24 protein-coding genes and 1 riboswitch are annotated in these 23,066 nt (G+C 48.7%); of the genes, 17 read left to right on the forward strand and 7 right to left on the reverse strand.

Translation table 11 applies throughout. The annotated features are described in order from the left end of the window. A complete protein-coding gene (locus ACUUHJ_RS06800; protein ID WP_472301151.1) occupies positions 1–1,269 on the forward strand; it encodes a sensor histidine kinase in 1,269 nt (422 codons plus the stop codon). A gap of 3 nt (positions 1,270–1,272) precedes the next feature. Then, complete coding sequence (locus ACUUHJ_RS06805) at positions 1,273–2,190, forward strand: response regulator (protein WP_289676584.1); 918 nt, start codon at positions 1,273–1,275, stop codon at positions 2,188–2,190. Positions 2,191–2,244: 54 nt separating this feature from the next. Here ACUUHJ_RS06805 and ACUUHJ_RS06810 read toward each other — a convergent pair whose 3' ends face one another. Genes ACUUHJ_RS06810 through ACUUHJ_RS06825 form a run of 4 tightly spaced genes read right to left on the reverse strand, consistent with a single transcriptional unit; the run spans position 2,245 to position 5,669 of the window. Continuing rightward, positions 2,245–2,970 carry an ABC transporter ATP-binding protein gene (locus ACUUHJ_RS06810; protein ID WP_012684950.1) on the reverse strand — a complete coding sequence of 242 codons (726 nt, stop codon included), beginning with the start codon at positions 2,968–2,970 and terminating at the stop codon, positions 2,245–2,247. 4 nt (positions 2,971–2,974) lie between these two features. Further along, positions 2,975–3,781, reverse strand: a complete 807-nt coding sequence (locus ACUUHJ_RS06815) for an ABC transporter permease (protein WP_064201759.1) — start codon at positions 3,779–3,781, stop codon at positions 2,975–2,977. Positions 3,782–3,798: 17 nt separating this feature from the next. Next, entirely contained in the window at positions 3,799–4,380 is a 582-nt protein-coding gene (locus ACUUHJ_RS06820; RefSeq protein ID WP_289676586.1) for a nitrous oxide reductase accessory protein NosL, read from the reverse strand. Continuing rightward, complete coding sequence (locus tag ACUUHJ_RS06825; protein WP_289676588.1) at positions 4,377–5,669, reverse strand: right-handed parallel beta-helix repeat-containing protein; 1,293 nt, start codon at positions 5,667–5,669, stop codon at positions 4,377–4,379. The genes ACUUHJ_RS06820 and ACUUHJ_RS06825 overlap by 4 nt, the downstream gene beginning before the upstream one ends. 369 nt (positions 5,670–6,038) lie before the next feature. On the opposite strand from ACUUHJ_RS06825, the gene ACUUHJ_RS06830 reads away from it, so the two are divergent. Both ACUUHJ_RS06830 and ACUUHJ_RS06835 read left to right on the forward strand, forming a co-directional pair. Next, the gene (locus ACUUHJ_RS06830) at positions 6,039–6,350 is read left to right on the forward strand and encodes a hypothetical protein (RefSeq protein ID WP_289676589.1); all 312 of its coding nucleotides are present in this window, start codon (positions 6,039–6,041) and stop codon (positions 6,348–6,350) included. A gap of 73 nt (positions 6,351–6,423) precedes the next feature. Beyond that, positions 6,424–7,998 (forward strand): FMN-binding glutamate synthase family protein, encoded by a 1,575-nt coding sequence (locus tag ACUUHJ_RS06835; protein WP_472298511.1) that lies wholly within the window; start codon positions 6,424–6,426, stop codon positions 7,996–7,998. A gap of 290 nt (positions 7,999–8,288) precedes the next feature. Here ACUUHJ_RS06835 and ACUUHJ_RS06840 read toward each other — a convergent pair whose 3' ends face one another. Beyond that, a complete protein-coding gene (locus ACUUHJ_RS06840) occupies positions 8,289–8,819 on the reverse strand; it encodes a peroxiredoxin (protein WP_472298512.1) in 531 nt (176 codons plus the stop codon). A 75-nt stretch (positions 8,820–8,894) separates the two neighbouring features. Further along, positions 8,895–9,779: a hypothetical protein gene (locus ACUUHJ_RS06845; protein ID WP_472298513.1), complete on the reverse strand. Its 885-nt coding sequence runs from the start codon at positions 9,777–9,779 to the stop codon at positions 8,895–8,897. A 254-nt stretch (positions 9,780–10,033) separates the two neighbouring features. On the opposite strand from ACUUHJ_RS06845, the gene ACUUHJ_RS06850 reads away from it, so the two are divergent. The 6 genes from ACUUHJ_RS06850 (at position 10,034) to ACUUHJ_RS06875 (ending at position 17,107) form a co-directional block, all read left to right on the forward strand. Next, complete coding sequence (locus ACUUHJ_RS06850; RefSeq protein ID WP_472298514.1) at positions 10,034–12,121, forward strand: TerD family protein; 2,088 nt, start codon at positions 10,034–10,036, stop codon at positions 12,119–12,121. Between the two features lie 215 nt (positions 12,122–12,336). Continuing rightward, entirely contained in the window at positions 12,337–13,185 is an 849-nt protein-coding gene (locus ACUUHJ_RS06855) for a HesA/MoeB/ThiF family protein (RefSeq protein ID WP_289676594.1), read from the forward strand. A 30-nt stretch (positions 13,186–13,215) separates the two neighbouring features. Then, a complete protein-coding gene (locus ACUUHJ_RS06860; RefSeq protein ID WP_472298515.1) occupies positions 13,216–14,076 on the forward strand; it encodes a HesA/MoeB/ThiF family protein in 861 nt (286 codons plus the stop codon). A gap of 9 nt (positions 14,077–14,085) precedes the next feature. Beyond that, a complete protein-coding gene (locus ACUUHJ_RS06865) occupies positions 14,086–14,535 on the forward strand; it encodes a DUF441 family protein (RefSeq protein WP_289676595.1) in 450 nt (149 codons plus the stop codon). A 36-nt stretch (positions 14,536–14,571) separates the two neighbouring features. Further along, positions 14,572–15,663, forward strand: coding sequence for an alpha/beta hydrolase (locus ACUUHJ_RS06870; protein WP_289676597.1), 1,092 nt, complete (start codon positions 14,572–14,574; stop codon positions 15,661–15,663). A gap of 25 nt (positions 15,664–15,688) precedes the next feature. Then, positions 15,689–17,107: a LeuA family protein gene (locus ACUUHJ_RS06875; RefSeq protein WP_289676598.1), complete on the forward strand. Its 1,419-nt coding sequence runs from the start codon at positions 15,689–15,691 to the stop codon at positions 17,105–17,107. A gap of 100 nt (positions 17,108–17,207) precedes the next feature. On the opposite strand, the gene ACUUHJ_RS06880 is transcribed toward ACUUHJ_RS06875, so the two are convergent. Next, positions 17,208–17,900 carry a M15 family metallopeptidase gene (locus ACUUHJ_RS06880; RefSeq protein WP_472298516.1) on the reverse strand — a complete coding sequence of 231 codons (693 nt, stop codon included), beginning with the start codon at positions 17,898–17,900 and terminating at the stop codon, positions 17,208–17,210. Positions 17,901–18,083: 183 nt separating this feature from the next. After that, positions 18,084–18,299, forward strand: a riboswitch (cobalamin riboswitch). 35 nt (positions 18,300–18,334) lie between these two features. Here ACUUHJ_RS06880 and ACUUHJ_RS06885 point away from each other — a divergent pair. Genes ACUUHJ_RS06885 through cbiB form a run of 7 tightly spaced genes read left to right on the forward strand, consistent with a single transcriptional unit; the run spans position 18,335 to position 23,048 of the window. Beyond that, entirely contained in the window at positions 18,335–18,511 is a 177-nt protein-coding gene (locus ACUUHJ_RS06885) for a hypothetical protein (protein ID WP_289676601.1), read from the forward strand. Between the two features lie 27 nt (positions 18,512–18,538). Beyond that, positions 18,539–19,087 carry a cob(I)yrinic acid a,c-diamide adenosyltransferase gene (cobO, locus tag ACUUHJ_RS06890; protein ID WP_012684967.1) on the forward strand — a complete coding sequence of 183 codons (549 nt, stop codon included), beginning with the start codon at positions 18,539–18,541 and terminating at the stop codon, positions 19,085–19,087. Next, positions 19,084–20,199: a threonine-phosphate decarboxylase CobD gene (gene cobD / locus ACUUHJ_RS06895; RefSeq protein WP_472298517.1), complete on the forward strand. Its 1,116-nt coding sequence runs from the start codon at positions 19,084–19,086 to the stop codon at positions 20,197–20,199. Before cobO ends, cobD begins: the two co-directional genes overlap by 4 nt. After that, entirely contained in the window at positions 20,196–20,735 is a 540-nt protein-coding gene (cobU, locus tag ACUUHJ_RS06900; RefSeq protein WP_472298518.1) for a bifunctional adenosylcobinamide kinase/adenosylcobinamide-phosphate guanylyltransferase, read from the forward strand. The genes cobD and cobU overlap by 4 nt, the downstream gene beginning before the upstream one ends. Then, positions 20,732–21,472, forward strand: coding sequence for an adenosylcobinamide-GDP ribazoletransferase (gene cobS / locus ACUUHJ_RS06905; protein ID WP_472298519.1), 741 nt, complete (start codon positions 20,732–20,734; stop codon positions 21,470–21,472). Before cobU ends, cobS begins: the two co-directional genes overlap by 4 nt. Continuing rightward, positions 21,469–22,101 (forward strand): histidine phosphatase family protein, encoded by a 633-nt coding sequence (locus ACUUHJ_RS06910; protein WP_472298520.1) that lies wholly within the window; start codon positions 21,469–21,471, stop codon positions 22,099–22,101. The genes cobS and ACUUHJ_RS06910 overlap by 4 nt, the downstream gene beginning before the upstream one ends. Then, complete coding sequence (gene cbiB, locus ACUUHJ_RS06915; protein ID WP_289676606.1) at positions 22,098–23,048, forward strand: adenosylcobinamide-phosphate synthase CbiB; 951 nt, start codon at positions 22,098–22,100, stop codon at positions 23,046–23,048. Before ACUUHJ_RS06910 ends, cbiB begins: the two co-directional genes overlap by 4 nt. Positions 23,049–23,066 lie beyond the last annotated feature (18 nt).

The raw sequence follows: 23,066 nt of genomic DNA on the forward strand, positions 1-23,066 counted from the left end.
ATGCGAGAACGCCTTTTGATCCTGTTTATTATCATGCTGGCAACTGCCTTTTTTGGAGAGATGAAGGTAAACCCCGTAGGAGGATCTTTTCGTTTTTCCTTGGGCATCGCTGCTTTCTTTTTCGGATTGCTGTGGTTTTCGTCTGTACCTGTATTGTTGACGGGTTTTTTTACAGGGACGTTTATCTTCGGATTTCGCGTCGGAATGGATGTCTTTTTTGCGTACCGTCCATACATGGAGAGCGTGGCTGCGCATCTTCCCTCCGCCTTTTACTATTTCAGCTTTACGGTTCTGTTTTATTTGCTCCGTGCGCGAAGGTATCGTGAGTTCCCTCTATGGTTAGGGCTGATAGGTGCATCCATTGATTTCATCTCCAATGTGGTAGAGATCCAAGTGCGACAGTATTTCACTGATTTTCCGCCGATCACTTGGCAGAGCTTTTTGATGCTTCTCTTCTTTGGGGTCTTGCGCAGCTTTTTTGCTGTTGGTTTGTACAACAGCTTTTCAATCAGGCAGTTGCGGGCAGTGGGAGAGGTGCGTCAGCAAGAGTTGGAGCGTCTGCGGATGATCAATACAGAGCTGTATGAGGAAGCCTTTTACTTGCGAAAATCAATGACGCATCTGGAGGAAATCACGCGCGAGAGCTATCAGCTCTACAGACGTCTGCTCACCTCTGATCATGCGGAATCCCCGACAGCTTTGGCGATTGCAGAGAATGTACATGAAGTAAAAAAAGATTCGCAGCGGATGCTGGCGGGCATTTCCAAGCTAATCAATCAGGAGGGACTAGCACCACAGCTACCGATCAAAGAGCTGTGTGAACTGGTTGCTCGGGCGAATCAGAAGTACGCCGAGATGTTGGGAAGGGAAATTCAAATCGACTGGAGCTGTAACATCAACCTGTCTACCAGCCAAATCTATGCGCTGCTCTCCGTGCTAAACAACCTGGTAGCCAATGCAGTAGAGGCGATTCCCACGTCGGGACGGATTGAGCTGAATGTGAAGCTGATTCATCGTCATCTGGTGTTCAGTGTACTTGACAGTGGTCCGGGAATCCCGCTGGAAGAGCAGGAATGGGTGTTTCAGCCCGGGTATACGACGAAATACGATGAAAAGGGAAATGCATCTACCGGAATTGGACTGACGCATGCCCGAGGAATTGTCCAAAGCCTACAAGGAAGCCTGCGTATTTTACCTGATCAGAAGCAAATGACGCACTTAGAAGTGCAAATTCCGACTGACCAATTGCTCGGAAAGGAGGGAGTGTAAGCAATGATACGTTTCTTTTTAATTGAAGATGATGCCGTAGTGCGCCGCATGCTCGAACGAATTATTCAAGACAGCGGGTTGGGTGAAATTGTAGGACAAGCCAGCGACGGCAGTCACGTATCGATTGATCAGCTGTATGGGGTCGATGTCATTTTGATCGACTTGTTAATGCCAGGACTCGATGGCATCCAAACGATCAAAAAGTTGCAGGCAGATGGCTTCGCGGGCCGCTTCATTATGGTGTCACAGGTGGAGAACAAGGAAATGATCGGGGAGGCTTATTTGCAAGGAATTGATACCTTTATTCAAAAGCCGATCAACCGCCTTGAAGTCATGGCTGTGCTAAAGCGAGTATCGGATTACTTGACGCTGGAAGCCTCTCTGCAAACCATCCGCAAATCCTTACAAATCCTCGACGTCAAAGCAAAAGAACCACATACCAGCGGCTTGAAAAGTCAGTCATCCGATCAGGATATTCTGGCACAAAAAGCGAGAAAGCTGCTGTTGCAGCTAGGGATCGCAGGTGAAGCCGGGGCTCCCGATCTGCTATTGATCATAGAATGGCTCGTACAGGATGAGCGGCAAGGAGACAAGCTGCACGAATTGCAGCTCAAGGAACTGTACACACAAATTCTGCTGAAGGTGCATGCCACCCTGAATGAGCATGGCATTACCAAAGAGGTGCGTGCCATGGAACAACGGATTCGCCGGATGGTCCTGCAAGCCTTTACGCATCTTTCCTCATTGGGGTTGACCGACTATGCCAACCCGACCTTTGAACACTTTGCACCACGACTGTTTGACTTTCAAGAAATTCGCCAGCGGATGCAAGAGCTGGAGGCGGGCGAAAAAACGACGAAGTGCCGGATTAGTGTGAAAAAGTTTTTATCTGTCTTTTATATGGAAGCAAAGGCGCTATAAATAGCAAAAACGCGGGAGTCGATCTAAACGATCAAATCTCCCGCGTTTTTTTATTCATGCCTTTGCCTGATTCACAAGCTCGGAAAAGGCACCATACAAACCAATTGCCCCATACTGCTGCTGGTACTCCTTTATCGATCCATCACGCACGATTTTCCCATTCATCAAGAAAATTGCCCGATCCGCTACCGCATCTGCCACCTGCAACTGGTGTGTCGTAAAGAGAACGGATTGACCCGCTAGCTTTACTTCCCGCACGAGATCGACAAATGCATCCATCCAATACGGATCGAGTCCGTTGGTCGGTTCATCGAGAACGACGAGTGCAGGCTTTGCCAATATCGCTTGGGCAAACAGGAGACGCTGCTGCATGCCTTTGGAGAACTGGGACACCCGTTTGTTTCTCACTTCATGCAGTCCCACCATTTTCAGCAGCCGATCCGCCTCTTCGGCGGTGCGATTGCGCAGGGAAGCGTAAAACTCGAGCGTTTCTTTCGCGGTAAGTCCGGCAGAAAACGTAAAGTGATCCGGCATATAACCGATTTCTTGAAGATACTCTACGCGATTATCGTTCCAGTTTAACCCGTTGAGCTGAATGGTTCCCGAAGAAGGCGGGAGAATACCGACCAGCATCCGCAGGATCGTACTTTTCCCTGCACCGTTCCCGCCGCATAGGGCGACGACTTGGCCCGGTGGAATGTTCATACTGAATGGGTGGACGATTGTTTTCCCATTGATTTCCTTAGTGACCTGGTCGATGGTAAGTCCTAACGTATTCATTGCATTACCTTCTTTCCCATACCCGGATGGCTATGAACAAGGTCGCACTGATCCAGAGCAGACTGAGTGCGACAAAGATGAGATCACCAAGCGGAGAATCAGCCCAGTACACCCATTTGTAGTATTCAGGTCCAAAGATCGAGCCACCGCCTAATCTGGCAACGGAAAAGATTCGTACAAACTCCGCCGGGTTGAGAAACGTTGCGAGCTGAAGCAGAGGCTTGATCCATGTATAAGGGACGAAGCTGAGCACAGAGATGAGAAGAGTAGGCCATGCCAGAATATAGAAGAACCAGATGCTGACTCCCATCGTCAAAGCCTGCCAACGGTTTTTACTAATGGCCCCAATCAGCATGGCAATTCCCAAAAATAAAAGAATGAGACAGATGGAAAAGGCAAGCAAAAACAAAAGTGTCGAGAATGCAAAGCTTTTTCCTAACAGCATACCAGCTACACCAGACAACCCATACCCGAAGCTGACGATCGCAACCAACACGAGTGCTTGTCCTAAATATTTCCCCACCAAAAACGAAAAGGTCGTCATGGAGTAGGTAGAGAGGAGCTGCCAGCTTCCCTCTTCTTTTTCCGCCGTCAAGGAAAAAGAGGAGAGAAGCATCGTCATCAGTGGCAGCAAATACAAAATCAGATTCAGCATGGTACCTGTCGTATACGTATAACCCTTCATGTAGGACTGCGATTGGATAATCAAGAGCCCCAAACTAAACAGGGAGAACAGAGCCATAAACGAGTAGGACCATGGATTGCGAAAGCCTACCTTCACTTCTCGTTTGGCAATCAGATTGATGTGCAAAGACTCCACTCCCTCTGTTAGTTATGTGTGGTTGGGGTAGTACTATTGCTGCCGTGATCTGCTGGCTTACTTTCGTGACCGCCATTATGTTGACCTTCGGAAGACTGACCGTCTTTGTTCATGTGTTTGCTCATGCCATTTTCCCAGCTATGATTTTTCAACTGATCCGCACTCATGACAATACCTTTCTTTTGTTCCTGAACGAAGCTGTCTGCAGCAGACTTCTCTTTGAATGAATAGATGCCATATGTCATTGGCGTTTTGAAGTCTTTGTCGTAAGCGTAGGTAGCTTTCTCTGCTTTTGTCCATTCTGCTGTGTAGTAATCGCGGACAAATTGTACAGCCACGTTATCGGTTCCATTCTCTTTCGTCCAGTTGTTCATGCAGCCGAGATCATCGAACTTCAGTGCTTTTCCATCTTTTAAGACGATTTCAGTAGCATTGTGATCGTTAGGGACATGCATTTTGCAAAGGTCACATTTGTCTACGCCTTCCGCGATATCCACAGGTTTCGGCTCTTCGCTTCCGCAGCCGACCATAAGCAGGCTAATGCCGAGAATTGCTCCGATTGTTGTACCCCATTTTTTCATTTTGTTCATGATTTTCTCACTCCTATATAAATGATGGAACAGCTTCCTACTAACAAAATAAGTCCAAGAATGCCTGCACCCCAACTGCTTGTTTCCCCAGATTCAAGTAACACGGTGTCCGAGGGTTGCATTAAAGGAGATGCGTCCTTGATTGCTGAGCCGGCCCCACTTGTAAACAAGCCTTCCAGAAACACAAATCCCGGGGCTTGGAAAAACAACTGGTAGGCAGGAACCGCATCGGTCAAACCTAGGTAAAAAGGATTCATCTCGTACGGTAAATCACTGCGAGAATCCCCGTTTACATCGAGTCCTTGCAGATTGTCCCAGTAGTTTTTGTTTAAGTTGTTGTTCTGACTATCCTGGGCTTGCGCTTGGATGACGTTGGAGACAAATTGATTATCGGTTAATACGTTGTCAGAAGAGGACAAAAACTGCATGCCGATAAAGTTGAGACTGAGTAAATTGTTTTTTACTGTAATACCGGATGATTGCTCTAAATACAGTCCAACGCGGTTCCCCTCAATCGTGTTGTTTGCAATCAGCGTATCCTGTACGGTAATGAGAAGAATTCCTTGCGAACCAGGATTTTTTTGCTGTTTCAAAAATTGATTCCCGGTAACCGTCAATTTGCGCGACTCCATAAGCTGGGAGCCTGTGACATTTTCCATTCCAATGTTGTTGATGACCGTCGTATCAGAGGTCCCCATGAAGTGATAGCCGTACCGCGAGCTCGTCACCAGATTTTGTTCCAGATGGTTTCGATCGCTATTTTCGATGTAAAAGCCATCTTCGACATTCGTCACCTGATTTTTAATGAAACGGTTATGATCCGATTCACGCACGTCAATTCCGTTTCCTCGTCTCGCTTTTTCCGTTTGCTTTGGCTTTACTTCAGGCTGTGCTCCGTGATTATGTCCGGAACTGGTCGTTGGGCTGCCATCACCTTTGATTTTTCCGATGACTTGAACGTTATGCAGCGTGTTGTAGTTTGCTTGCCGTAATTGAATACCGATCCCTTTCGTTTCAACGATGACATTCTCCAGGAAGTTTTGATCGCCTCGGATGACAAGAGCGGCTACGTCACTGTTGATTCGCTTGTCCACGATATGGATTCCTTGCACGCTCACATTGTCGCTTTCAATCGTGAGCGTTGCCTCTTCCTCAGTCGGATTGATGATCTTCACTGGATCATTGGCTACCAATTGAATCGGCTTGGTAATTCGGATCGGACCTTTGTACAAACCATACGGGATGGTAACGGTATCGTTAGGGCGTGCTTGATCAATGATCGCCTGCAAGGAGTCAGTATCGGCAGGCGTCGCCTTGGCTGCGATAGGCAGCTGTAGAGCAACGATACAAATGACGGAGACGAAAAGTAGCGGGAGAGATAATTTTCGATTGTTCCATCGTAATGACAGGGTGCATCCTCCCCTATTCCACTAGAGAGCTCTCTTGTTTATTGCCGGATCATCGGCTGCTAGCTACATTTAGGATAACAGCCTCTTTTCATTTTCGTATGACTCAACCGGGCTATAAAACGTGTCAAAAAACGCAACGATTATGAAAAAATGGAAGGGGCAAGAGGTTTACACCTGAGGTGGCATTGTGCAATCGATGCGGTCATACTAAAGGAGAGAGAAGGAAGAGACGAAAAGGAGAGACGATAAATGGATGCAAACATAGAGAAAGCACTGCGCACGACGCTGGAATATTGGGATCGGATGAAAAAGAGCCATGAGGACGACGCGGAGGATGACGCGAATCAGTTTGAGGCCTCGTTTTACCGCATGATGGATCATATTCGAGAGTGGTACGATCAGTTGGAGACGAAGCCTGGTACGGTAGAGGATGCATTGCTTCTTCCAGACATGACAGAGGTTGCAGAGCAGCTGCCTGTAGAAATCATGCTGAATTTTGAAACAGAGCTGGAATTAATCGTAGATGGACTAATAAGGGAGGATGATGAGAAATACGATTAAAAACAGAGAACTTGTCGCATCCTATCCTTGACATGATTTACTAGAATATTGTGTTTGGGGAGGATAAGCACAAGTGGTACCTACTCTGTTATGCGTCATTATCATCATCCTTCTTCTGCCACCCATTGTATTTTTCGGTTATATGTACGCCTTGTCTAAACAGCCGAAGCACTCCATTATTCGTTCCCATCCTTTTTTGGGGTGGATGCGTTATTTGCTGGAAAAGCTCGGGCCTGAGTTTCGCCAGTATTGGTTTGAATCGGATACAGAAGGGAAGCCGTTCTCCCGTTCTGACTTTGTCGGGATGGTTTATGCGGCCAAATACAGGACCGACCTGATCTCGTTTGGTGGAAAACGCGATTACGAGGAGCCCGGCTTCTATTTGTCCAATGCGATGTTCCCGAGGCTGACGAGTGAGCTGCGGGTAGATAACGAGAAAGTGGTCCCTGGCAAAAAGTATGAGATTACCCATGAAGGACTGTTTACAAGAAGAGAAAAGCTTATCGAGGAACTAGAGGTTAAGCCGTGGATGCTGCATGACGAGGATGTCATTGTCGTGGGCGAAAACAGAAGGCAGCCCTGGCGGCTAAAAGGGATGTTCGGTGCATCAGCTACCTCCTTTGGAGCAGTGGGAGAAAACTATATCATGTCCGCTGGGTATGGGGCACGTATGGCAGGCGGCTCTTGGATCAATACAGGAGAGGGTGGCGTTGCAGAAGTTCACCTCTCTACAGGTGTAGATATTATTTCGCAAATCGGGCCTGGGATGTTTGGTTTCCGTGATGACAAGGGCAAGTTTTCCATCGAAGAATTCAAGAAAAAGGCAAGCATCCCGAACATCAAAGCGTTCGAACTGAAATTTCATCAAGGGGCCAAAATACGCGGAGGGCACCTCGAGGGCGCCAAGGTCACGGAAAAAGTCGCAGCAGCAAGGCTGGTACCTGTGGGACAAACAGTCAATTCACCGAACCGCTTCGAGTTCCTCAGCAATCCGGACGAAGCCTTGCATTTCATCAGTAGTTTGCAGGAGGCGGGAGGCAAGCCGGTGGGAGTAAAAATCGTTGTCGGCGATCCAAAGCGCTTGGAGCATTTTTTTGAGAAAATGCTGGAGCTGTCCATTTACCCGGATTTCATTACGGTTGACGGCTCTGAGGGCGGTTCAGGCGCAATGTTCAAGGCAATGGCAGATGGCATGGGCTTGCCATTGTTCGCCGCGCTCATCATTCTCGATGATACGATGCGGAAATTCGGTGTCCGGGACCGCATCAGGATTTTTGCTTCCGGCAAGCTCGTCACTCCTGACAAAGTAGCGATCGCCATGGCATTGGGGGCGGATTGCGTCAACTCCGCGAGAGGCTTCATGATTGCAACTGGCTGCATCATGGCGATGCAATGCCATACAGGTAAATGTCCGACAGGAGTCACTACGACGGATTCCAAATACCAGGAGGCGCTGGTTCCAGCAGAAAAGCAGTGGCGTGTCATGAACTATATTTTACAGTTGAGGGAAGGCTTGTTCTCGCTGGCGGCAGCATGTGGTTTGGAGAGTCCGACCGAGCTTCGGAGAGAGCATGTTGTGTTTACCAACGAAAGCGGGGAGACCATACGTGTGGTTGACTTGTTTCCGTATCCGGTCGCGTCTAGATAAGTATTTACAGAGAAGATAAATAATGGTATGGTGAAAAAATCAGGCTATAGTACACCTTCCTTCTAACTCAACTGGCGATTAGGGGTACTGCTTTCCTGATTTTTTTTAACGTATAGGAATTTATAAGCGGTACGCTTATGAATTCCGGAGCGCATGAAAACTTTCTGCTAAAACGCGATCGCTCCTCCATGAATAGGCCTCGATAGAAGTTTTCTTATGCCTATTAAAAAATGAAAAAGGCCGTATGATCCTGTGCAAGCGATCATGCGGCCTTTGTTTATGTCTATCGATTAGGAAATCGTGTTTTGCCCAGGCTTCCAGTCCATTGGGCACAATCCGCCTGATTGCAGAGCTTCGATCACACGGAGCGTCTCGTCTACGCTTCTGCCAACCTTGGAGTTGGAGATGACTGCGTATTGCAGGATGCCTTCTGGATCGATGATGAAGCTGCCGCGCAGCGGAGCTTTGGTTGCTTCGTCTAGCACACCGTATGCCATGGTAGCTTCTTTGCTGTAGTCAGAAGCGATAGGGAAGGAGAGTGGTCCGATGCCTTCACTCGCTCTCATCCATGCTTTGTGTGTATGTATGCTGTCGCCGCTAATGCCAAGTACCTCGACATTTAAATCCGTGAACTCCTTGATCCGGCGATTGAGGCTGAGAATTTCGGTTGGGCATACTTTCGAAAAGTCAAACGGATAAAAGAACAAAAGAAGCCATTTTCCACGATAGTCTACCAAGCTCTTTGGCAGGGGAAATCCGTTGTCAAATGTCACGGTGTCCATCGTAAAATCAGGTGCAGGAAGTCCAATACGTGCTGTCATAGTCCGATCTCCTCGTTTCTGATACCGTATGTCAGGTACTGGTAACAAAGTATCACGAATGATAAGGAGAATCAATTAGTTCGGAATATCAGAAGTGTAGTGGAGTTTTTTTGCATCGTTCTTTTGGAGAAGGAAGAAAACAATTGGAATAAAGGAAACCAAGAAACAACAGGCGGCGATAATCGGAAATACGGACATTTCCAAAACAGCACGACCGAGATAGGTTTGCCAGCCGATTGCAGCTAAACCGATCAAGTAGGCGATGCCTGTGAGATGGATGAATCCAGTACGAGCAGTGGACACATGCTTTTTACGTTCCGCTAACCAAGCGACAAAAGGTACTGCTTGCAAAGCATGAAAACCAATGCCATGGAGCCAAATGATATTCCCTTCCTCTCCGACTACTCGACCATAGTTGAATGAAATCCAGAGGCCTGCCGCAAACGAGAGCATAATCGCAATCATGGCATAGCGGATACCAACGGCTAGCTCTGGGTGTAGGGAATAAGCTTTTCTGCGGAAAAACTGAATGGCAATGAATACATAAAAGAGGACCAGCAGAAGAGCCACAAAAGTAAAAATGGAACCAACGGCGACGTCGAAGGGTGTACCATTTTTGACGAACCTCGGGTCCAAACCGCGGAAGTTTTGTACGGTTTCCGCTCCGTAAGAATAGAGAGCAAGCAGGATATAAGACCAGCGAAAGAAAGCTCTACTTCGTGTACCCAAGGTAGATAAAGGAATGATTGCGGCTGTCGTCAATAAAAATATTCCGAGTGCGGCATTAAAGGAAAACGCTTTCGAGACATCGCCTTTAGGAGCGATGGGTCCCCCGTGCAACATGACCCAGATCGCGCATATGGCAGCGAGTAAGAAGCCGAGCAAGCCGGTATACACTAACCATTTCTCCCCTTGAAAAAAAGGGGGTGCCGAATGACTTTTCACAACAGATTGCTTCATGAATCGAGTTCTCCCTCCAGTAAAGTTTTGGTACTCTGCTACTCACTTTACAGGGATGAAGATTGCGGAATAACGGGCAGCGGAATGAAATCGAATTAGGACTGGGGACGGATTTATATGTAGTTCCTGAGGGAGAGCTTTACCATCAGGGAGAATTGAAGTAAGATGGTTAAAAATTACAAAAGGGAATAAAAAATCAGGCTAATGTACACCTTTTCTAAGCGAAAGGTTTCCTGATTTTTTTCGTGATGCCAATGAAAAATCAAATCTACCTTCGCCGGAAAAATAAAATCATCGTACAGCAGGGGCAGCATGAACTGCCTACCTCTTATTTAGCTGCGGCTTTGCGCAATATAGAGAGCTTGGGCTATACCTTTTCGCTGGAATTGCTAGAAAGAATCCGGACGCTGTCGGAAGGAGAGTTTTTTGCGCTCTATTCGGATGTGGTCGCTGTACTCAAGGAAAAGATCGGGGCATCCCGCCAGTACAAGCCGATGTATCCGAATTTTCCTAAGCAAGTCATGGAGGCTAGCGAGGGTGAGCTGTTTGTAAATGCGATCATTCATTATTTGACGTTAGACCTACCTGTGCACGAAGTGAAAAAACGTTTGCCTTTGCTAAGAGAATCTCGACTGAAGCTGATTCATTTGGGCACAGATGAAGAGCTGCTGCAGGTAGGAATGAACTTGCTGCGCGCCAATAGCTCACTGTCCGCTACTGACAAGGAAGACTTGGAGGGCTTGATTCAGGGCTATGAAGGAGTCGCAGAAGCTCTGCCAGCAGAGATTCCTCAAAAGGAAAACGTAGCGATCGCTGCTAGCCTGCTGCTCAAGTATGACAAGCTTCCCGCTGCTTTTTTTGCCCACTATTACAAGACCGCAACAGATGTATTGCGTCTGGCAGTGGCGCTGTCTGATGGAGATGTGAGCTTGGCAGAGCCTGCAAAATTTCGCAAGTTCAAACGCGGGGAAAGAAGACTGCTCCTTAGCCTGCTGGAAGCCAGCTCGAATATCGTAGAAGACATGAATCGTTACAAAAACAGATGGATTCGTCTCGGGGAAATCTTGCATCCGTTTGAATATAAGGATCGCTATCCGAAAGCGGCAGAAGCATTCGATATTTTGCGAAACAATCACAAGGTCGAGACGTTCAACAGCCAAGTAGAGCTGGCGCTGGTCCGTGCAGATGTGAAAACGGCGATCAAGCTGCTCGAACAGCGTCCTGGGGAATTTGCCCGTCGTCTGGATCATTTGCTGCGTGTGACGGAGCAGGGGAGTCCAGTCCTTACTGCCTTCGAAAAAATTGCGGATGGTGTATCAACTCCAGTTCTTTTGCAAGTTATGAATCACTTCGACAAACGGGACAGCTACGGGGAATGGCGGACCTTTTTTCCGAAAGGGCAAGTGGCGAAAGTACAGGCAATCGAAAACCGAGTGCCAGGCTTGCAAGCGGACATTAGACAGAAGGCAGCGGATATTTGCCGGACAGCGTTGTTGAACCGTTTTGGCCAATTGCCGTCGCTGGGCAACGTCTATATCGATCCACGGCTACAGGAGCATCTCGTTCCGTTTTCGTTGCGATCCGCCAGCAAAGCATTGCGCACGATTGCACGCGGCTCCCGACTATCGATCCCGGATGGAGGAACGATTCGCTTTTTCCTGTGGTGGAGGGAAGGGGTTGTCAACGATGTGCCTACAGGCAGAGTCGATATCGATTTGTCTGCCGTGCTCTATAACGAAGACTGGAAGTACATGGAGCATATTTCTTATACCAATCTGCGTTCCGACAAGTATCAAGCGTTCCATAGCGGGGATATTGTGGAGGCTCCCGAAGGCGCGTGCGAGTTCATCGACATCGGCATTGATTCTGTCATCCGCTATGGCGGTCGATACGTCGTAATGAACCTGTATTCGTTTTCGAGTCAGCCTTATTGCGATTTGCCTGAATGCTACGCAGGCTGGATGATTCGGTCGGCGCCACAGACGGGAGAAATTTTCGAGCCGCAGACGGTACAAGACAAGATTGATCTCGCCGCAAACACGCGGGTCTGTATCCCGGTCATTTTGGATCTCGTGGAGAGAAAAGTGATTTGGACGGATATCGCCCTGAATTCCGATCCGCGTTTTGCCAACAATGTGGAGTCCAATGCCGGAGGGGTAGAGCTGATGGGAAGAGCGCTCACCTCGTTGGTGAAGCCTACCCTGCATGAGTTGTTCATGCTTCACGCGCAGGCGAGAGGGACGCTGATTGATCAAGCAGAAGAGGCAGATACGGTATTTTCCTTGGAGGAAGGGATTACGCCGTTTGATACGGAGATCATCATGGCGGATTTTATGCAGTAAGGTTAGGGGAGTGTAAGGCTTGGGTTCGGTATTGTACCGGACTCAAGCCTTTTTATTTTGTCTATTCTAGCTAAAAATTTTTCTCCTATGTTCATGAAAATTTCAAATAAAACCCAATTAATAGTCATAACGAGCTATTTTTTTGCTAGTAACTGGAACTCTATAATGTCAAATGTAAATGGACAATTCAATTTGGAAAGAGGAGGAAAAAAGAAATGGAAGTGGATTCCTTTTATTGGGAAATGGTCAAGAAAAATATTGGGGTGTATACCACTGAGGAACAAAAACGCTTAAAGGACGGAAAGGTCATCATATTTGGACTGGGTGGGGTCGGGGGGATGGAGGCGATTCTTTGCGCCCGCATGGGGATCGGGCATGTCACCGGAGTAGATCCTGATGAATTCGAGGTTTCTAACATCAATCGTCAGATGCTGGCTACGGTACATTCATTGGGTAAATCAAAGGCGGCGACGGCTGAAGAAGTTCTCCAATCCATCAACCCGTACATATCTGTTCGATGCGTCCAGGCAAATGTTGATGAAGACAATGTGCTTGAACTGATGAAAGGGCACGATTTGGTGATCGAAGCAGTGGACGATATACCCTCCCGTGTCATCATCCACCGGACTGCTCGTGAGCTGGGGATACCAAGTGTGGGCATGTCAGGAAGTCCCCCAAATCGTGGGTTTGTCTCTTCCTTTTTTCCAGACGGCATCTCGTACGAAACAGCATTGAACATCCCAGGAGCAGGGGAAAAGTTGACCAATGAAGCGTTACGCCAAGAGATTGCTGACATAAAAAAAGCCAGGGCCTGGCACTCTGTCAAAGAAGGAGCTCCAAAGGAATGGGCAGAGGATTTTTGTGAGGGAAAGGCTGGCTGGATTATTACACCAGTTCGCGCTCATCTCATATCGCTTTTCAGCTTTCATGAAGCCGTGCAAATCTTGACGGGCAGAGAACCGTTGGCACGTGCACCCAAAGGAGTTCTCATTAATCTAGATACGGAAACACCGGTAAAAGTGACAACTCCCCCTGATGGAACGTGGAACTATGCAACACTATAACGATTTTGAAAGAACAAAGGAGATGATCGTGTGTCATTGATAGAAAATAGCCAATTATATAACAATAGTTTCACCCGCAATTTCGGAATCATTACGAGTGAGGAGCAAGCCAAACTGCGAAATGCTAGAGTAACGGTGGTAGGTGCAGGCGGCGTGGGAGGAATCACATTGATTCAACTCGCCCGGATGGGTGTAGGGAAGCTTCATGTCATCGATCAAGACTCGTTTGAGGAAAGTAATCTCAATCGCCAAATGCTCAGCTTTGTCAGCAAAATCAACTCTCCCAAGGCGGAAGTAGCGAAGGAAATACTTCACGATATCAATCCAGAGCTGGAAGTAAAGGTAACAAGGGAGTTTGTTACCGAAGAAAATGCACATGATCTGCTGGGTGATACAGATGTGATTGTAGATGCTACGGATAATCTGGTTGCACGGGTAATCATCCATAGAACAGCAGCTGATATGGGAATCCCCTCCATCTGGATTGCGGTAACACCACCTTTCCGTGGAGGAGTCATGTGCATGACCCCGGACTCCTTGCCCTATGAGGTCGCCATGAGACACCCTTCTTATCAACAGCCTCTCACACCAGAGATGCGTGAAAAAATTAGTCAGATCAAAGACGAGCGTGCAAAGTATTCCGTATCGCAAGGCGCTTTGCCTGAATGGGCAGATGCCTATGTAAAAGGAGAGGCTCCATGGGCAGTGCTTGCTCCGGTAGCGAATATCGTCGGCGTATTGGCTAGCTTTGAGGCATTCAAACTAATCATTCAGAGACCAAACCTATTGCCAGCCGTTGCTCCCAATCTAATCAAAGTCAATTTAGCTTCCGTCCAAATGGTACAGGTGGAAGCCCCGGCAGAGGGAAGCTGGGATAACACGCTACTATAAAGGACTCCTATGTTGCATACGACCATTATCCTACTGGTAATCGTCCTCTTGTCATTAGTGGCAAAGGATCTGGTTCTCGTCTACGCTTCCCTCTTGCTGCTCGGATTATCTCTGCTAAAAGCAGTGCCTGTCATGGATGCAATCCAAAAACCAATTTTCCATGTGGGTCTGTTTTGTCTAATGGTATTCTTGTTGATTCCGATTGCCAAAGGAAAATATGATTTCATCTCCCTTGGTAAGGAAATGGTCAGTTGGAAAGCAACGATAGCTATTATAGCAGGTTTTATCATCTCTTATGTCGGGGGAAAAGGCTTAAGTATTTTGCCAGATCAACCGGTTGTTTTCATAGGCGTAACAATTGGAACACTTTTGGCCGTGCTACTGTCAAATGGGCTGCCCGCAGGCTTAATCATTGCAGCTGGATGCATTGCGTTGCTGTCAAGAATCTTCAATTTATAGCGCCCTCTAAATCTACTTTGAAAGAAGTGCCAAACTATGAATCTCAATCATCAAATGAAAAATCATTTTCTTATGCTAGTCATATCTTTAGGGCTGCTTGTTCAAGGGTGTTCAACTCCTGATTCCCCCCATCAAAATAGTACAACACAAGCTCAATCAGTGGTGGAATCAACCAGTGAGATCGTAACGGAAGAACTGAAAGTGCCAAGCATCGATCAGGACGTCTCCTTATATGTGAGGCATATGAGTGCCAAAAACAAGGAAAAGTTCGCCAGCAAAGAGGTTGTGTTGTTTCTTGAACCGTTTAGCGTACCTACTGCCGAAGCTTTCGATGTTCCGGGATTCTCCTGGATGGAGGAATACGCAAAGCAAGGCTACGACACTTGGGCGATGGACTTCCGAGGGTTTGGGCATTCTACCCGACCAGTTGAAATGGATCAACCACCTGTAAAGAATGCTCCTGTTGTCCGTGCTACTGAGGCGGTAAAAGATCTGGAGGCTGTCGTCCAGCACATAAAGAAAACCCGACAAGTGGATAAAATCAGTATCGTAGGATGGTCATGGGGTGGAGTTGTTGCAGGGATGTACGCGACTAAACATTCCGATGATATTGAAAAACTCGTGCTTTATGGTGTTATGCATGGTTTTTCTTTGCCTTTGATGGCAACTCCATTTGAAGCAAAAGGGAAGCCAGATGAAATTAATCCCCAATTACCAGCTTATCAGGTTGTCCAGTTTGACAAGGCCATGCACCATTGGCACATGATGCTAGATAAACGTGATCTGGTTTCTAGTGAGGCAATGAATGCTGTATCCAAGGTCTTCGTAAACGCTGATCCTAACAGCAGCAAGCAACCTGAACAGTCCATCCGCCGTCCAATGGGACCTTTGGTAGATCTGTATTACATATGGACTGACAGACCCATTTTTGATGCGGCGAAAATTACGACGCCAGTGTTGATCATTCGAGGAGATCTGGACTTTTTTGCCGATAAGTCCCTCTTCCATAAGCTGACCAATTCATCTGCAAAACAAGAAGTGGTTATCAAAGATGCCACACATTGGGTGTTGTATGAAAAAAATCGTGATCAGCTCTTGCGTGAAACAGACGAATTCCTGAAAAAGTAAGTAAACTCGTAAGGATGTGCTGGAAATGAAGGCGTTTCAAATTTTGGATGCAACACTGCGAGAAGGAGAGCAGCAAGCAGGCGTTCGCTTCACATGCGAAGACAAGATTCGCATACTGCATCTCTTGGAAAGCTATCAAATAAACCTCATAGAAGTGGGCCATCCCGGAATTTCTGCTCTGGATGAAGAAATCTGCCGAAAAGTGGCTCAATCGGCAAGACGAGCGCAAATACTAATGCATGCGAGAGCTACTGTTGAAGAAGTACATGCTGCAAAGCGCGCCAAAGCAGACTGGGTGGGGATATGGGCTTCCATTAATGATGTGTCTATCCAAACCAAATTCAGACATCACGAGGAAAGCTATATACATGAGAAAGTCCAACAAGCAGTTATCGAAGCAAAAAAGCTTGGATTACAGGTTAGATTCACGATTGAAGACGCTTCACGGACAGAGTGGGAAAAGATATCCAGCTTAGGTCATGCTGCTTTGCAGGCAGGTGCAGATCGCATTAGTTTGGCAGATACTGTCGGGATTTGGGAGCCTGATACATGCAAAAAAATCGTAACTCGTGCCATTGAGGAGTTTGGATGCGAAATTGAAGTTCATCTGCATAATGATTTCGGTCTTGCTCAAGCGAATGCGCTGGCGGCTATTGATGCAGGCGCTTCTGTCATTGATACGACAATTTTAGGGATCGGTGAAAGAGCAGGCATTACTGACTTGATCCAGCTTACTGTTGCGTTGCAAAAGCTGCGAAATGATCATCGATATTCTTTGGATAGAATTCCCGAGCTTGTCCAAGCGATACGTCTGACGACAGGGTATAGGCCGGACGAACTGCGCCCTATCACCGGGCAAAATGCCTTTACGCATACATCGGCTTACCATGTCCAAGCCGTAAAGAGAAATTCCAAAGCGTATGAGCCATTACCTCCCGAAACAATTGGAAGAACACGGCTTCTAGAAGAAAAGCGTCCTCCAATAGGAAGTCCAAAGCTACCTGTTTCCTTACAGGTAGGAAAGCCGTTTCCCAAGGGTGCTTCAGAGCTACAGTATCATCGTGACGGTCCAGGGATACGCTGGGTTATGATGGATTCGCGTGTTGATGAGCGAGCCTCATTCTATGTGATCCAAAGGATGTTTGGACTATGCGATTTGTCCGGTATTCCTGAAAAGCATGTAGACAGACATGCGCATCATTGTGACAGTGCCTTCCTCTTTTGGGGAGATGCACCTGATGGCACTGGGCTGGTGTGTCATGTTCAACTCGGTGAAGAAGAGAAGACTGTTGAGAGTCCAGCAGCTATTTTTATCCCAGCAGGGGTCGAGCATTCCTATCACTATGTGTCTGGTCGCGGAACTTATACAAATATTGTATTGTCACCTGAATACAACAAAAGCCTTTTGGTTTCAGCAGCTTCTTCTGAAATACCAGTGAGCTAAAAGGTACAGGAATTTATTGAGGAGTGGGCGGCCATCTGGGCATGAGTACGGTATAGACCAGGCTCATGCCTTTTTCGGCTGAATACTTGAGTATTTGTGGTTACATCGACAAAACCCCGCCATAGATCGGCTCCTGCTGCGTTTTTTGTCCCCAAGTGCGCGTACCATACTCAAAATGCCACCACTCCTGCGGATAGTTGACGAATCCGGCAGCAGTCATCAAATGATAGAGCAGTCGGCGATTGTCTCGAATCTCGATGTCTTTTTGGGTAGGCTGTACGAGTTCTTCATAATAGTGAGTATTCGCCCTTTCACTGAAATCATCGAAGGCTGTCCCCATCTCCATCCAGCCATCGGGTCCTACGATAGTCAGATCGACTGCACCACCGGATAGGTGCGGGGACGGTTTGGAGAGGTCTGTTGTTGGATAAGCAACGAATTTGCTCAATTCTTCCGTGAGGGCGGGTCCCTCCTGCCAGCCTTGTAAAAGCAGAGCTTCACGAAAACGTTCATACAGAGATGCCTGTACCTCGAACGAGCGCCAGCCATCTAGCACGACGAGTTTGTAGCCAACAGGCAGTTGGGCGGCTGCCGTGGCAAGCTTGCGTGCTGCCCCTTCTCGCAAAAAGGCTTCTGGCTGTGTTCCGGCATAGCCCTCGTGGTAGTAGGCTGGATAGACCGTGATTTGTTCCGAAAGGGAAGAAAGGGGGATCATCGGTTCGCCGCATTCCTTGATCGGCAGTGGGCTGGGCAGGTCCATGTCTGTTATTTTTGGAATCGGAGGATATAGCATGACTGCACACCCCTTTCGATAGTTTTGCCAATAGGGTAACGAAAATTTTCAGGTAAGTAAATGGGGATTATCTTAAATTTTCTGCCAATAGCCACCTGCGAGGAATCGGCAGCTTTTGCTTGAATCCTCGGTAGCTTTTGCTATTATTAAAGCAAGTGCTTGTCAACGAAACGAATGACATTTACATATGGAAGAGAAACAGGTCCTTGTTTTTGCGAAACCGATTCGCCGGAGCAAGGTTAAAAGGGAAGTTTGGTGAAAAGCCAACGCGGTCCCGCCACTGTAAGAGAGTAGCTATTCTTCAAGGCATCATGCCATCCACTGCCCATCCGGGAGCGGGAAGGAGAAGAAGAGCGATGATCCTCAAGCCAGGAGACCTGCCTGTTTTATGTTTACACTGATTTCCTTCGGGTCAAAGGAAGAGGTGAGGATTGTTGCTTTTCAGCTATCCGCGCTTTGTTTTTCCTTACGTACTGGGGGAAACAGAGCGCTTTTTTTCTGTGAAAAACGTCTTGACGTTTTTCATAAAAGTGGATGCGACCGCTTGCGGTCAACAAAACGGTCATGACCGTTTTGTTGCTTCGGAAAGTATGGATAGAACAGCGGAGTAAAATACGTCACTTTTTGAGGTGGTCAGGATGGAGAAAAACGATAAGAAGCGGGGCTTGACCCTCGTTTACACAGGGGACGGCAAAGGAAAAACGACAGCAGCAGTCGGATTGGCTGTACGGGCGACAGGGCGCGGGAAAAAGGTGCTGATGGTTCAATTCATCAAGTCGCCGGAGCGAACATACGGAGAAAAGATTATTTTTGATAAATTGGGCATTGAAATCGTGCAAATGGGCGTCGGCTTCACCTGGACAAAGACACCGGAGGAGCATCGTGAGGCATTGAAGGAAGCTTGGGCGTTTGCAAGCGAAAAGCTCTCTTCCGGAGCGTACGATGTCGTCATTCTGGATGAGCTGAATAATGCATTGGCGATTGACCGCTTCCCGATTGACGATGTGCTGCCATTGTCCGCTGTGTTGGAAGCGATTCAAAATAGGCCAAGTCATATCCACCTCGTGATTACGGGACGGGCAGCAAAGCAGGAGATCCTAGACATCGCAGATCTGGTGACAGAGATGAAGCCAATCAAGCATTACTACGATGAAGGGATTCCAGCTGTGCTGGGGGTAGAGTTTTGACAAGCGCAGGTGTAATAGAGACGTTCGGTCATGGTGGAGACCTGCTGACCGCAGCGCAGCGCTTTGGTCGAGAGCCTGGGCAGCTTCTGGATTACAGTGCCAATATTAATCCGCTGGGGATGCCACGAAGCGTCCGTGAGATGCTACTGGCTTCGTTGGCTGCTGTCGCGCATTACCCAGACCCTGGACATCGTGTGTTTCGACGTGCGCTGGCGAAACGGCTGCAAATGTCGGAGGAATGGTTGCTGCCTGCGAATGGTGCAGCGGAGGCAATGGCGCTGGCCATCCTCGGTCTTTCGCCGCAAACAGTTGGTGTGGTGTATCCTTGCTTTTCGGAATACGCGCAACTTTCCGAGCAGTATGGAGCTCGTGTCATTGGCTGCTTCGGGAAGGAAGCGAACGGGTACAAGCCCGATCCTGAAGAGCTGTATACACTTTTCACGCAGACGGATCTCGTATTTGTCGGGTCACCTAATAATCCGACAGGAATCCTGTATCAACCGGAAGAGCTGCGCCAAATGGCGGAATGGACGCAAGAGACCAATACGTGGCTCATCGTGGACGAGGCTTTTCTCGATTTTGTGGAGGAAGAGCGGCAGTATACATTGGCGACGCAGCTGGAGCACTTTCCTCGTGTGATTTTGATGCGCTCGATGACGAAAATGTACGCGATCCCGGGATTGCGCTTGGGCTATGCGATTGCGCACCCGGATGTCATTGCGAAAATGCGCCAAAAGCAAGTGAGCTGGAGCGTGAATGCCCTGGCCCTTTTGGCAGGAGAACTGTGCTTGCAGGAGCAGGCATACGAGGAACAGACGCGCAGGCTCATCAAAACAGAACGTGCGTATTTGACTGATTGCATCTGTAGTGAGTTGGGCTGGCAGGTATGGCCTTCGGAGGCAAACTTTTTGCTACTGCGCTCGTCAGAAGGATTGCCAGCTGAGCAATTGCAGGCACGACTCGGCAAAAAAGGCGTTCTGATCCGCAATTGTGCGATGTATCCCGGTTTGACGGCCCATGATGTGAGAATCGCAGTGCGTGGACGAGAGGAAAATGAACGACTTTTGGTAGCGCTTCGCGAGGTCCATGCGGAAGGAAGTGAACAGCGATGAGCTTGGTGCTGGTAACAGGCGGTGTCCGTTCAGGAAAAAGCCGCTACGCGGAAGAGCTCGCGATGACGTTGGGCAGTCGAGTCCTGTACGTGGCGACAGGCAAGGCTTGGGATGATGAAATGAAGCAGAGAATCGAGCAGCATCAGGCACGTCGTCCGCTGGAATGGGGCTGTGTGGAGGTAGGAGAGCGATTAACCGATTACCACGCATTTCGTGAGCAGTATGATGTGGTGTTGATCGATTGTCTGTCCACTTGGGTGAGTAATCGATTGATGAGCGTGGATGAGTCGGAATGGAGAAGTGCTTCACACACGCAAGCCCTGCTGCAGGAGGCAGAGGCGTGGCTGACCCTCGTTCAGAATTCCCCGCAAAAAGTCATTGCTGTCACAAGCGAGGTCGGATTGGGCGGTGTAGCCTTGAGTCGTTTGGGCAGATGGTTCGCGGATGTGCTGGGCGATGTCAATCAGAGAAGTGCACGACAAGCGGACGCCGTCTACGCGGTTTTGTCGGGGATACCGTGGAGGATCAAAGGATGAATGCATTTTTACACGCGATCTCGTTTTTTACGCGTATTCCGGTCCCGTGGCTTCGTCCTTCTGAGGAGGCGTGGAGAACAAGCGTCAACTGGTATCCCGCGGTTGGTTTGGTCATCGGTTTATTGCTATGGGGTGTGCATCAGGCAGGACTGGTGCTGTTTAGTCCATGGATCGCCGCTATTTTGACACTGATCGCATGGGTCTACGTGACCGGTGGTCTTCATATGGATGGGTGGATGGACCTCGCGGACGGTCTTGGCAGTAGCAGGCCGCGAGAGCAAATCCTTGCGATTATGAAGGACAGTCGCGTTGGTGCGATGGGCGTACTTGCTTCGATTATGCTGTTGCTGATCAAGGCGGGTGCGGTCGCAGAGCTCGCACATCCGGGATGGGGCAGCTTTTTGATCGTAGCGCCAGTAGCAGCGCGGACACATGTACTATTGTCGATCAAGCTCTGGCCGTATCTTTCGGCGGACAAAGGAATCGGAAAAGGCATCAGTTCCGGGCTTTCCGTTTCCTCTATCATCGTGAGCTACATCATCGTCTTTGCAGCAGGATGGTATCTTGGGGGCTTGCAAGTCATGACAGCTATTTTCCTGTCGCTGTTGTTCGCTCTATGGTTTTCACGCTCGGTTGCAAAAAAACTGGGCGGTTTAAATGGAGACTGCTACGGGGCTGTTATCGAAAGCAGTGAAGCGGTCGTTCTGTTGGTGTTAGTCGGGAGCTGGTGGTTATGAAACTGGTTTGGATACGTCACGGGGAGACAGACAGCAATCGAGAGCATCGATATTTGGGGCATAGCGACGTTGCTTTGAATGAGCGCGGTTATCTGCACGCGAGTGATTTGACCAAGGAATTACCAGTGCTGATCCGGCGACCTGCTGCGATTTACTCGAGTGACCTGCTCAGATGCATGCAGACTGCCGAACCACTCGCAGCTGCTTGGGGGCTATCGATTATTTCGGAGCCAGCTTTGAGAGAGCTGTCTTTTGGCGAGTGGGAGCTGATGACCTACGATGAGCTGATGCAGTCGGACCCTGTGCGGGCCACGAGTTGGTACGACGATCCTTTTCGAAATCGACCTCCACAAGGGGAGAGTCTGGAAGAGCTAGGGAAGCGCGTGGATCGTTGGCTACGTTCCTTGTTGGAGAGAGCGGGCAAGGAGGAGGCATCCGATACAGTCGTCATCGTCACACATGGCGGCGTGATCCGCTGGTTCCAGGCCGCCTGGCTCGAAAACAATCCTGACCAATATTGGCAGGTCGACGGCATGAAGCATGGAGAGGCGCTGGTAGCGGAATGCTTGGATGCGGAAGAGAAGAGTTGGATGGCACAACCCCTGAAGAGTAAGAGAGGGACAACATGACAGAAGTATGGATATTATGCGCGGCATACTTGATTGATCGGGTGGTAGGTGACCCCCGGAGCTTGCCGCATCCAGTGATCATCATGGGCTGGTGGATTACACGATTGGAACGCGTCATACGTTCTCTCGTCAAAGAGGAGTCGCATTTGAAGCTGGCAGGAGTCCTGTTCCCGCTCGTGATCGTTGGGGGAAGCTACGCTGTCGTTTGGCTGATTCTGTGGGGAGCGACGTTTATCCATCCGGTGCTTGCCTGGATATTGGGTGCCTGGTTGATTTCTACGACGATCGCGACAAAAGGCTTGGCCGATGCCGGGATGGAGATTGCCCGTCATCTTGTGGCTGGGGACATGGAAGCGGCGAGACGCTCCTTGTCCATGGTAGTCGGACGTGATACGGAGCGACTAGATGAACCGGAAGTATGTAGGGGAGCGGTAGAAACCGTGGCGGAAAACATCGTCGATGCGATCGTCTCTCCGTTGATTTTCGCAGCGATTGGGGGAGCACCGTTGGCAATGGCGTATCGTGCCGCCAACACCCTCGATTCCATGGTTGGCTATAAAAACGAGAAGTATCTGAATCTCGGTTGGGCGTCTGCCCGCTTTGACGATGTACTGAACTACATACCCGCCCGTTTGACGGCTTTGTTGCTCGTCGCCGCAAGCTGGCTGCAGCGATTGGATGGGAAGCAGTGCTGGGCAATGATCAGAAGAGATGCGCACTTGCATCCGAGTCCAAACAGCGGTTTGCCGGAAGCCGGAGTCGCTGGTGCATTAGGCGTGCAGCTCGGGGGTTTGAATTATTACCAAGGCGTTGCATCGAATCGGGCAAAAATGGGAGATGCGAAACGACCATTGCAGGCAAGTGATATTGTCGCGACGATTCGTTTGATGTATCTCGTTTCGCTCTTATGTCTGCTCGTAAGCGTGATGATATCGATTTTATTATAAACAGGAAGCGAAAAGGGG

The sequence above is a fragment of the Brevibacillus schisleri genome (assembly GCF_055685845.1).

What these genes read in the sequence shown, in the direction of transcription:
- ACUUHJ_RS06830 (WP_289676589.1), top strand. Translation starts at nt 6,039, where the DNA reads ATGGATGCAAACATAGAGAAAGCACTGCGCACGACGCTGGAATATTGG.
- ACUUHJ_RS06850 (WP_472298514.1), top strand. Translation starts at nt 10,034, where the DNA reads ATGAAAAATCAAATCTACCTTCGCCGGAAAAATAAAATCATCGTACAG.
- cbiB (WP_289676606.1), top strand. Translation starts at nt 22,098, where the DNA reads ATGACAGAAGTATGGATATTATGCGCGGCATACTTGATTGATCGGGTG.
- ACUUHJ_RS06855 (WP_289676594.1), top strand. Translation starts at nt 12,337, where the DNA reads ATGGAAGTGGATTCCTTTTATTGGGAAATGGTCAAGAAAAATATTGGG.
- ACUUHJ_RS06870 (WP_289676597.1), top strand. Translation starts at nt 14,572, where the DNA reads ATGAATCTCAATCATCAAATGAAAAATCATTTTCTTATGCTAGTCATA.
- ACUUHJ_RS06840 (WP_472298512.1), bottom strand. Translation starts at nt 8,819, where the DNA reads ATGACAGCACGTATTGGACTTCCTGCACCTGATTTTACGATGGACACC.
- cobU (WP_472298518.1), top strand. Translation starts at nt 20,196, where the DNA reads ATGAGCTTGGTGCTGGTAACAGGCGGTGTCCGTTCAGGAAAAAGCCGC.
- ACUUHJ_RS06820 (WP_289676586.1), bottom strand. Translation starts at nt 4,380, where the DNA reads ATGAACAAAATGAAAAAATGGGGTACAACAATCGGAGCAATTCTCGGC.
- cobS (WP_472298519.1), top strand. Translation starts at nt 20,732, where the DNA reads ATGAATGCATTTTTACACGCGATCTCGTTTTTTACGCGTATTCCGGTC.
- cobO (WP_012684967.1), top strand. Translation starts at nt 18,539, where the DNA reads ATGGAGAAAAACGATAAGAAGCGGGGCTTGACCCTCGTTTACACAGGG.
- ACUUHJ_RS06910 (WP_472298520.1), top strand. Translation starts at nt 21,469, where the DNA reads ATGAAACTGGTTTGGATACGTCACGGGGAGACAGACAGCAATCGAGAG.
- ACUUHJ_RS06875 (WP_289676598.1), top strand. Translation starts at nt 15,689, where the DNA reads ATGAAGGCGTTTCAAATTTTGGATGCAACACTGCGAGAAGGAGAGCAG.
- ACUUHJ_RS06865 (WP_289676595.1), top strand. Translation starts at nt 14,086, where the DNA reads ATGTTGCATACGACCATTATCCTACTGGTAATCGTCCTCTTGTCATTA.
- ACUUHJ_RS06880 (WP_472298516.1), bottom strand. Translation starts at nt 17,900, where the DNA reads ATGCTATATCCTCCGATTCCAAAAATAACAGACATGGACCTGCCCAGC.
- ACUUHJ_RS06810 (WP_012684950.1), bottom strand. Translation starts at nt 2,970, where the DNA reads ATGAATACGTTAGGACTTACCATCGACCAGGTCACTAAGGAAATCAAT.
- ACUUHJ_RS06800 (WP_472301151.1), top strand. Translation starts at nt 1, where the DNA reads ATGCGAGAACGCCTTTTGATCCTGTTTATTATCATGCTGGCAACTGCC.
- ACUUHJ_RS06805 (WP_289676584.1), top strand. Translation starts at nt 1,273, where the DNA reads ATGATACGTTTCTTTTTAATTGAAGATGATGCCGTAGTGCGCCGCATG.
- ACUUHJ_RS06845 (WP_472298513.1), bottom strand. Translation starts at nt 9,779, where the DNA reads ATGAAGCAATCTGTTGTGAAAAGTCATTCGGCACCCCCTTTTTTTCAA.